This is a genomic window from uncultured Caballeronia sp. (genome assembly GCF_964243625.1).
Classification (GTDB): Bacteria; Pseudomonadota; Gammaproteobacteria; order Burkholderiales; family Burkholderiaceae; genus Caballeronia.
The window spans coordinates 1-9,012 of sequence record NZ_CAXTGZ010000222.1 but is presented as its reverse complement, the minus strand read 5'-3'; the positions used below and the strand labels follow the sequence as shown (position 1 = coordinate 9,012).

The window sequence follows — 9,012 nt, the reverse complement described above, 5'->3', positions numbered from 1 at the left end:
CTGAAGATCACTTCCGGCGGACCGGATTCCAGGATCACCCCGCCGTCCATCACCACCACAGTGTCAGCAACTTCTTTCGCAAAGTTCATTTCGTGTGTGACGACCACCATGGTCATGCCTTCGCTGGCGAGCAGCTTCATGACCTGCAGCACCTCGCCGACGAGTTCGGGATCGAGCGCGGAAGTCGGTTCGTCGAACAGCATGACGCGCGGCTGCATGGCCAGCGCGCGGGCTATCGCGACACGCTGCTTCTGACCGCCCGAGAGACTAGCAGGCATCACGTGCGCCTTGTGTGCGAGACCGACCTTCTCAAGCAGCGCGAGCGCAGCCGCTTCGGCGTCAGCCTTGCTCGCGCCGCGCAGCATCCGGGTACCGACGGTAATATTATGCAGTACCGACAGATGCGGAAACAGATTGAAAGACTGGAACACCATGCCAACTTCAGTACGCAATTCGTTAAGTGAACGCTCTTTCAGCATGACGCCCTGATCGACCAGACGATGACCACAGATATCGATGGTGCCACCTTCGGCTTGTTCCAGACCGTTACAGCAGCGCAGAAATGTACTTTTCCCCGAACCGCTGGGTCCGATCACAACGACCACTTGCTGCGGCTGAATGTCGAAGTCGATACCGTTGAGCACAACGTGCGAGCCAAACGATTTGGTCAGCCCGCGAATCTGGACGATAGGTTGGGATGTGTTGTTCATTGCACCATTCCTCCTGCGCGCAGCCGATGCTCGACCCGGTGAAGCGCGTAATTCGTCGCCTGCGTCAACACGAGATAAACCAGCGCAATGGCCAGATACACTTCGAGTGAACGGTACGACACACTAATGATCTTCTGTCCTTCGTGCATCAGATCGTCAATGGTCAGCAATGACACGAGCGCCGAATTCTTGATCAAGGCGATGAATTCATTGCCCAGTGGCGGGATCATCCGCACAACCGCTTGGGGAAGAATGATTGCACGCATCGCCTGTCCCGAGGACATGCCGATTGACCGGGCTGCCTCCATTTGCCCGCGGTCGACCGACTGGATCGCCCCGCGCACGATCTCGGACACATAAGCCGCCGAATAAAGTCCGAGACCCAATACCCCGCACAAGAACGCCGGCAGCAGGATGTTGAATTGCGGCAAACCAAAAAACAGCAAGAACAGTTGCACGAGCAAGGGCGTGCCGCGGAAAAACGTCAGATAAGCGGTGCAGAAACCGTACACGATCCGGCGTTGCGGCGTGAGCCGCCCGATGCCGATGAGCAGCCCAAGCACGCAACTCAGCGCGAGCGCGGCAGCTGTCACTTCCACCGTCGTCACCGTCCCGTGCACGATGTCTGCCCAGCCGGCAATGACCGGCGAAAAATCGAGTTCCATGTCTATGACTCGCGGGTTATTGAGCAGCAGCGCCGAACCATTTCTTGACGATCGCCGCATAGGTGCCGTCCGCCTTGATCTTCCCCAGCGCGGCGTTGAATGCGGTCTTCAATTCCGGCTCGTCCTTGCGCACGGCAATACCGTATTCCTCGGTCGTCAACTGCTTGTCGAGCACCCGGAAGCCGGGGCGTGTCTTGGCCAGTTGCAATGCAGCCGGCTTGCCGGTTACTGCGCCGTCGGCCCGGCCGATGCCGACCAGATCGAACATCTCCTGGTTCTTTTCAACTTCGACACGCGTGATTTGCGGGTAGTTGTCACGCAGGAAGTTGACCGACTTCGTGCCGACTTGCACCGAGACTTTCTTGCCATTCAGGTCGGCCATCGTCTTGATCGGTGAAGTGCTCTTCACCAGCGCCACGAGTCCACCTGCATAGTACGGTTCGACGAAATCAACCACCTTGCTGCGTTCGTCAGTGATGTAGATGGCGGAGATGGCTGCATCGAAGCGATGTGCAATCAAACCCGGGATCAAACCTTTGAAGTCGATGTCAGTCCATTCGACGCGTGTTCCCATCGTCTTGGCGAGCGCATTCATTACATCGATATCGAAACCGGCGCGTGCGCCGTCCTGGCTGAATTCCATTGGCGGGAACGTGGCATCCGTGGCGACCCGCAGCACAGCCGGAACTTGCGCTGAGGCGATGCCCGGCAGCGCCGCAAAAGTGGTGGCCAGCGTGAGGCACGTGAGGGCGAGCAATCGGTGCAGCTTCATTTGGGAACTCCTTCAAGGTTTGGACCAGCGTGGCTCAAGCGGATTAGTCGGTTTGCATGTGTTCGGAAATTGCGCGGGCGGATCGCAGCGTCGCGTCAATGAATTGCCTTTCGCGGCCGGCCGCGCGCGTGGACGGCGCCATCAGCGTGATTGACGCGCTGCTGCTGGCCGCACGCCCCGCGCGATGATAGATCGGCACGCTCACGCCCCACACGCCCGGATCGACCTCGCTGTCGCTGACGGCAAACCCCTGCGTGCGAATCTGCTCCAGTTCGGCTTCTATCGTGGCGCGGTCGGCAATGTCGTCGTGAAACATGCTGTCGAGGGCATCCGTGCGCGCTCGCTCGGGCATGAAGGCCAGCAATGATTTCGCCGATGCACCCGCCTTCAACGCCACGGCCCGGCCCTTTTCAAATGAGCACCGCAGCGAGTGCCGGCTGTCGATCATCTCAAGGCACATCACCTGGTTGTTCACCGCGACGACAAGGCCAATGCTCTCCTGTGAAAAGCGCGCGAGCTGCTGCATCTCGTTGCGGCTGGCCTCGACCAGCAGCGAATTGCCGTCGAAGCCGAGCGCGAGTTGCAAACTGATGGGACCGGGTGCGTAATACCCCGCATTCTCCGAGACGAACCCCCAGCGCTTGAGCAACGCAATCTGCCGGTACAGGGTGCTTTGCGCGAGTCCCGTCACCCCCAGCAAATCTTTGACGGACATTGCCTTCCCATGGCTGGCAAGCGCCGACAAGACCAGCAGAACGCGTTCTGCACCGGTGACGGTATTTTCCGTGTCCATAAGAGGTTGAAAGCGAAATGGCGACGGAATTCAGAATGCCAGATAATTCCCACGTTTCAAAAATACGATTCCCGTCCGATGGGAATTACACGGGAGGGTTTTCCCGAAAATCGGCGTTTTTCCAAGTAAAGGGGTTCCCTCTCCTTCTCGACGCCGCATGCGAAGCGCACGCGCGCGCGCACTGGCGGGAGAATGTGGAGGGATTATCCGATGCCAATATCGTGCGCCCTCGCATGAGCGAGCGGATGTCAGCACGTACAGCCTTGCGCAGATTTCGCAAGGAAACGGGAGCTCGTCGCAAGATAACCGGACGTCGGCGGCCGGAACCTCGCCTGACGCGTCCACATCCACCGTACACAAGTCGCTCAAGCCGCAATCGAAGGACGCTACCGGGAACGGGCGAGGCATGACTGCCGGCAAGCAACATAAGACCGAAGGCGCCGGTGGCTTTAACAACGGTCTGTACGGAACAGGCGCGGGCAGCAACAAGTGAGCCGACGCCTAAGCGGCGGTCTACAGACCTACTGCTGCCGGATTCATTTCTATATGCAGAATCACTAGCCAGGGCTTGGGGCAGTCCGGCGAAATCTTGAGCGCCGGATTAGTCTTGCTGACCGGCGTAATGCATCCTTGCTCCCGAGCGCGTAAATATGCGCGCCGGGCATCGCCCTGCAGCCACATGCTTACCAGCCCGCAAGTAACGAAGCTGAAAATAGTCGTGACGAAGGTCGGCGTGTTCGGGTCGAGCTGGCTTACGACATAAGCAAATGCGGAGGTCATCACCTGGTTTGCGACGATCGCCACACAAATGACCTTGGCCGTTCCCCTGATACGCATCGCGGTATGAAGCTTCAACACGGTTGTGCACTCTTGGTTGTTCTGGTGTATTCGTTTGCAGCGGGCTAAGGCCCGGGGCAAACGGCTTGATGCAATTCAACTAAAGCAGGCGCGACATCAATACTTTGGAAAATCCACGCCCCTGTGCTTAACGATCATCTCAAGGCGCCTTGGTCGACTCATCCCTCGACGCATGCAGGCTCGCCGAGAACTGACGCATATGAAAAGCCACGCGCTGCGCGTAGCCTTTGGCGCGCGCTTTCAATGCTCGAAGTGAATGCATTGCGGAGTCTTGTGATGAGAGTTCACGAAGGCTACGCTGCTTGACGTGTCGATCAGGATAAAAGTGCGGCATCCGCTATCAATAACGCGTCAAAGTCAGCGATTCACTATTGCGTCCCTGCCAGCCTGTAGCCAACGCCGGTCTCGGTCAAGATATGCAGGGGTTGCGTGGGATCGGCTTCCAGCTTGTGCCTGAGATGCCCCATATAAACGCGCAGGTAGTGCTGGTTCTCCACATATGCAGGTCCCCACACTTCCCGCAGCAACTGCTGATGCGTAATCACGCGGCCGGCGTGGCGGGCCAGCGTTGTCAACAACCGGTATTCGATGGGCGTGAGATGTATCTGCGCACCATCGCGCGTGACCCGTCTTTCCGACAGATCCACCGTGACCGTGCCAAAGCGCACCTGCGGCGTTTCCTGCTGGCCGCCACGATTTCGCCGCCGCAACTGCGCGCGGATGCGCGCAAGAAGCTCGGACACGCCAAAGGGTTTCGTGAGGTAATCGTCCGCGCCGGCGTCGAGCGCCGCGACCTTTGCGTCCTCATGGGTTCGCGCCGACAGCACGATCACGGGTTGCTCGGTCCAAGTGCGTAACTCCCGAATGACATCGATGCCATCAGTATCCGGCAAACCCAGATCGACCACGATCAGGTCCGGCAAACGAAAGGCCGCTTCTCGCAAGCCCTGTTGCCCGGTTTCCGCTTCGAACACATTCATGCCTTGCGCTTCCAGCGTCGTGCGTACGAACCGGCGAATCTGCTTGTCGTCCTCGATCACGACGACGGTCAACGTGGGCTCGCTCATGGGCGGTCCGCGTTCGATGCAACATCTGGCGGCTCGGCACTGCTTTCATCGGGAAGGGCTTCGAAGGGCGGCGTTCCGCTTGCCGGCAACGTGAACCAGAAACGCGCGCCCAGCACGTTTCCGTCAGCGCCCCGGCGGTTTTCAGCGCCGATCTTTCCTCCATGCGCTTCGACTATCGCGCGGCAAATCGCGAGACCCAGACCGATTCCCGGCTTGGCCGACTCCTTTTCGCCGCGCGTGAATTTATCGAAGAGAATGGGCTGGATGCCCGAGGGCAAGCCGGGTCCGTCGTCATCCACGCACACCCTCACGAAGCGCTCGCCGTCATGGTCTTCGATCGCCGCCTTGATGAAGAGGCCCGCTCCGGCCGGCGTGTATTTGGCCGCGTTCTCGAACAGGTTGGCAAGCAGGCGTTCCAACAGAACCGCGTCGAGTTGTATCAGCGGAAGATCCGCGGGCACACGCACTTGCACAGGATGTCCCGCAAGCGTTCGGCGGCACACCGCGAGCGCTGCACCGACCACTTCTTCGAGCATGAGCCACTGGCGATTGAGCCGTATGCTTCCCGCCTGCAGGCGCGCCATATCCAGCAGGTTGGTCACAAGCCCGCTCATGCGCAGCGCCTCCTCATGGATTGCATGAACCAGCTCGCGGGAGTTGTCGGAGGCGGCATCGGGCGCGCGGCGCTGTTCTTCAAGCATGGATGCAAAGCCGACAATCGAAGTAAGCGGCGTGCGCAAATCGTGCGAGATGGCCGACAAAAGCGAGTTGCGCATGCGCTCCGACTCCATGTTCACCAATGCGTCCTGCGCGATCTCGACGTAATGCACGCGTTCCAGCGCCAGCGCGATTTGCGAAGCGAAGGTATCGATCATGCGTTGCTGCTCGGGCACCGCGAGTTCTTCCGGGTTTGCGGTGATCAGCGCGAGGACGCCACGCGTACGCATTGGCGCCTTCAGCGGCAGATACAGCGCATGGCTTGCAGGCAACGTATCCGTGCCGCGTCCCGCCGGCTTCTGCTGGTCGTACACCCATTGCGCAATGTCCAGGTCGAGCCCGGACGCATCGAGCGTCACTTGCGGGTCGGGATCGTCCATCTTCTGCCGGACCTTCTCCGTGCTGTCCGGGAGAAGGACCGCGACCTTGGCCTGGAAAATCTCGCCCACATGCCGCGATCCTATTTCGATGATCTGCTCCGTCATCAACGCGCCGCCAAGTTCGCGCGTCATCGCATACATGGCGCCGGTGCGGCGCTCGCGTAATGACGCAACCCGCGCCTGACGGCGCAGGTTAGACGTGAGTTGGCTGATTGTCAGTGATGTGAGCAGCATCACAAAGAACGTCAGCAAATACTGCGTGTCCGATACCGCGAAAGACATCTCCGGCGGAACGAAAAAGAAATCGAATGCGGCGACGCTCAGGAACGAGAGCAGCACACCCGGGCCGCGCCCCAGCCGAACAGCGGCATAGACCACACCGAGCAGATACAACATCACAAGGTTCGTCAGATCGATGTGATGCGACAACAGCCGTGCCACCGCTGTAATGCCGACTCCGACTGCAACCGTATGGAAATACGCATTGGGCGGCGAGCGGTCTTCGTTCAAGACGCCCGAGAACCTCGGCATGCGCTCACCCTGCTCGCTCGCTTGTTTCGCCGCGCCCGCGCCGACCAGGGTCACATCGATATCGTTGGCGAACCGGACAATCGATTCCGCAACGGGCTGATCGAAGACGCGCCGCCATGTAGGGGCATCGGAGGCGCCTGCCACGATCTTCGATACATTGCGCATGCGCGCGTACGCAACCAGCGTCGCGGCCGCATCCGTGCCGTCGAGCGTGACCGTCTCGGCGCCCAGTTCGGACGCGAGCTTGAGTGCGTCGAGCGTACGCTTGCGCCATACGTCGGGCAGACGTTGAAGCTTGGGCGTCTCGACATATACAGCAAGCCAGTCGGCCTTCAGGCTTGCGGCCAGGCGCGCGGCAGAGCGGACCAGCGCGGCGCTTTCGGGACCCGGACCAATGCACGCGATCAACCGCTCGCGCGCCTGCCAGATCCGGCTGATCGACTGATCCGCGCGGTACTCTCGCATCTGCGCGTCCACCCGGTCCGCGGTACGCCGCAGCGCGAGTTCGCGCAGCGCAATCAGATTGCCCTTGCGGAAAAAATTCCTGACCGCATTGGCGGCTTGTTGCGGCAAGTACACCTTGCCGTCCCTCAACCGGTCGAGCAGCTCTTCGGCCGGCAAGTCGACTAGCGTGACTTCATCGGCGAGATCGAATACGCGATCCGGCACGGTTTCCCACACGCGAATGCCGGTGATCTGCCCGACGATATCGTTGAGACTTTCCAGGTGCTGCACGTTGACCGTGGTGTACACGTCGATGCCGGCATCGAGCAGCTCGTACACATCCTGCCAGCGCTTCAGATGCCGCGCGCCCTGCACATTCGAGTGCGCGAGTTCATCGACGAGAATCAGTTGCGGCTTTCTTGCGAGCGCGCCGTCGAGGTCGAACTCGGGCAACTGATGTCCACGATATTCATACGTGGTCAGCGGTACGGCTTCGAGCCCCTCGACGAGCGCGAGCGTCTCCTTCCTGCCATGCGTCTCCACAATACCGACAACGGTATCGATACCTTCGTCGCGGCGCCGGCGCCCGGCCTGCAACATCGCATAGGTCTTCCCGACACCAGCCGATGCACCGAAGAAAATCTTCAGCCTGCCGCGCTGTTTCTTCTCTTCGTCGCGCTGGATCTTGTCGAGCAGCTCGTCGGGGTCGGGACGGTCCATCAGCTTGCGGGCTTCAGTTCGTCAAGCGCGAGGTTCAGCTTCAACACGTTCACACGCGCTTCGCCGAGGATCCCGAATTGACGGCCGCTGGTCGCGCGTTGAACGAGTGCATCGACATCGTTATGCGAGAGCTTGCGCGCCTTCGCGACGCGGTCAATCTGGTATGCGGCCGCAGCGGGGCTGATCTCGGGATCGAGACCGCTGCCCGACGAGGTCACGAGATCGACGGGAACCGGAGCCGTATTGGCGGGATCGGCATCGTGCAACGCGCTGATGCGGCCTTTGACTTCATCGGCGAGCGCGGGATTGGTCGGGCCGAGATTCGAGCCGCCCGATGCAGTCGGGTTATACGGATTCGGCGATGTCGCCGAGAGACGGCCCCAGAAATAACCGGGTGCATCGAACTGCTGGCCGATGAGTTCAGAGCCGATCGGTTTGCCGTTCTTCTCGATCACACTGCCGTTCGACTGACCCGGAAACGCAGCGTGAGCCACGGCGGTGACCACGACCGGATATACGAGCCCGGTCACAATGGTCAACGCCGCGAACAACACGATCACAGGACGAATGATGTTTTTCATGATGAACTATCCAGTTAAAAATACGAGGTTCGGTGCGGCCGGAAGCAAGCGATTGCAAAACCGGCCGCTCACCCGCAAGTTCAGGCCCAGCCAAACGCCGTCAAAATCATGTCGATGATCTTGATGAACGGGAACGGCAGCAAGATGCCGCCGAGGCCGTACACGAGCAGGTTGCGGCGCAACAGCGACGCTGCGCCGAGCGGCCGGTACTTCACGCCCTTCAATGCAAGCGGAATCAGCACCACGATGATCAGCGCGTTGAAGATCACTGCCGACAGGATCGCCGACGACGGCGAGCTCAGATGCATCACGTCGAGCACGCGCAATTGCGGGTACGTGGACGCAAACGCAGCCGGGATGATGGCAAAGTACTTGGCCACGTCGTTCGCAATCGAGAACGTGGTGAGTGAGCCGCGCGTCATCAGCATCTGCTTGCCGATCTCCACGATCTCGATCAGCTTGGTCGGGTTCGAGTCGAGATCGACCATGTTCCCGGCTTCCTTCGCCGCCTGCGTGCCGGTGTTCATCGCCACGGCAACGTCGGCCTGGGCAAGCGCCGGTGCGTCGTTCGTGCCGTCGCCGGTCATCGCGACAAGACGGCCTTCGGCCTGGTAGCTGCGGATAGTGGCGAGCTTGGCTTCCGGCGTCGCTTCTGCCAGGAAGTCGTCCACGCCCGCTTCCGCTGCAATAGCGGCGGCCGTCAGGCGGTTGTCGCCCGTGACCATCACGGTCTTGATACCCATCTTGCGCAGCTCGGCAAAGCGCTCCTTGATG

General features: G+C 60.3%; 9 protein-coding genes. All 9 read right to left on the bottom strand.

All coding sequences use genetic code 11. The annotated features are described in order from the left end of the window. Positions 1 to 710, bottom strand: a 710-nt coding sequence (locus tag ACFFAR_RS16345; RefSeq protein WP_375508134.1) for an amino acid ABC transporter ATP-binding protein, incomplete at its 3' end; no start/stop codon positions are given. Then, positions 707 to 1,375 (bottom strand): amino acid ABC transporter permease, encoded by a 669-nt coding sequence (locus tag ACFFAR_RS16340; protein ID WP_062002228.1) that lies wholly within the window; start codon positions 1,373 to 1,375, stop codon positions 707 to 709. The genes ACFFAR_RS16345 and ACFFAR_RS16340, both read right to left, overlap by 4 nt. 16 nt (positions 1,376 to 1,391) lie before the next feature. Then, entirely contained in the window at positions 1,392 to 2,147 is a 756-nt protein-coding gene (locus ACFFAR_RS16335) for a transporter substrate-binding domain-containing protein (RefSeq protein ID WP_062002229.1), read from the bottom strand. A 43-nt stretch (positions 2,148 to 2,190) separates the two neighbouring features. Further along, positions 2,191 to 2,940 (bottom strand): IclR family transcriptional regulator, encoded by a 750-nt coding sequence (locus ACFFAR_RS16330; protein WP_075360255.1) that lies wholly within the window; start codon positions 2,938 to 2,940, stop codon positions 2,191 to 2,193. A gap of 513 nt (positions 2,941 to 3,453) precedes the next feature. Continuing rightward, entirely contained in the window at positions 3,454 to 3,798 is a 345-nt protein-coding gene (locus tag ACFFAR_RS16325) for a hypothetical protein (protein ID WP_231941475.1), read from the bottom strand. Between the two features lie 368 nt (positions 3,799 to 4,166). Beyond that, the gene (gene kdpE, locus ACFFAR_RS16320; protein WP_075360253.1) at positions 4,167 to 4,865 is read right to left on the bottom strand and encodes a two-component system response regulator KdpE; all 699 of its coding nucleotides are present in this window, start codon (positions 4,863 to 4,865) and stop codon (positions 4,167 to 4,169) included. After that, positions 4,862 to 7,657 (bottom strand): DUF4118 domain-containing protein, encoded by a 2,796-nt coding sequence (locus ACFFAR_RS16315; RefSeq protein ID WP_174363197.1) that lies wholly within the window; start codon positions 7,655 to 7,657, stop codon positions 4,862 to 4,864. The genes kdpE and ACFFAR_RS16315 overlap by 4 nt, the downstream gene beginning before the upstream one ends. After that, positions 7,657 to 8,238, bottom strand: a complete 582-nt coding sequence (gene kdpC, locus ACFFAR_RS16310; protein ID WP_062002240.1) for a potassium-transporting ATPase subunit KdpC — start codon at positions 8,236 to 8,238, stop codon at positions 7,657 to 7,659. The genes ACFFAR_RS16315 and kdpC overlap by 1 nt, the downstream gene beginning before the upstream one ends. A gap of 80 nt (positions 8,239 to 8,318) precedes the next feature. After that, on the bottom strand, positions 8,319 to 9,012 hold a 694-nt coding region (locus tag ACFFAR_RS16305; RefSeq protein ID WP_375508133.1), incomplete at its 5' end, for an HAD-IC family P-type ATPase.

Excerpts from the sequence above, each read along its gene's own strand:
- ACFFAR_RS16340 (WP_062002228.1), bottom strand. The coding sequence starts at position 1,375 with ATGGAACTCGATTTTTCGCCGGTCATTGCCGGCTGGGCAGACATCGTG.
- ACFFAR_RS16335 (WP_062002229.1), bottom strand. The coding sequence starts at position 2,147 with ATGAAGCTGCACCGATTGCTCGCCCTCACGTGCCTCACGCTGGCCACC.
- ACFFAR_RS16330 (WP_075360255.1), bottom strand. The coding sequence starts at position 2,940 with ATGGACACGGAAAATACCGTCACCGGTGCAGAACGCGTTCTGCTGGTC.
- kdpE (WP_075360253.1), bottom strand. The coding sequence starts at position 4,865 with ATGAGCGAGCCCACGTTGACCGTCGTCGTGATCGAGGACGACAAGCAG.
- ACFFAR_RS16315 (WP_174363197.1), bottom strand. The coding sequence starts at position 7,657 with ATGGACCGTCCCGACCCCGACGAGCTGCTCGACAAGATCCAGCGCGAC.
- kdpC (WP_062002240.1), bottom strand. The coding sequence starts at position 8,238 with ATGAAAAACATCATTCGTCCTGTGATCGTGTTGTTCGCGGCGTTGACC.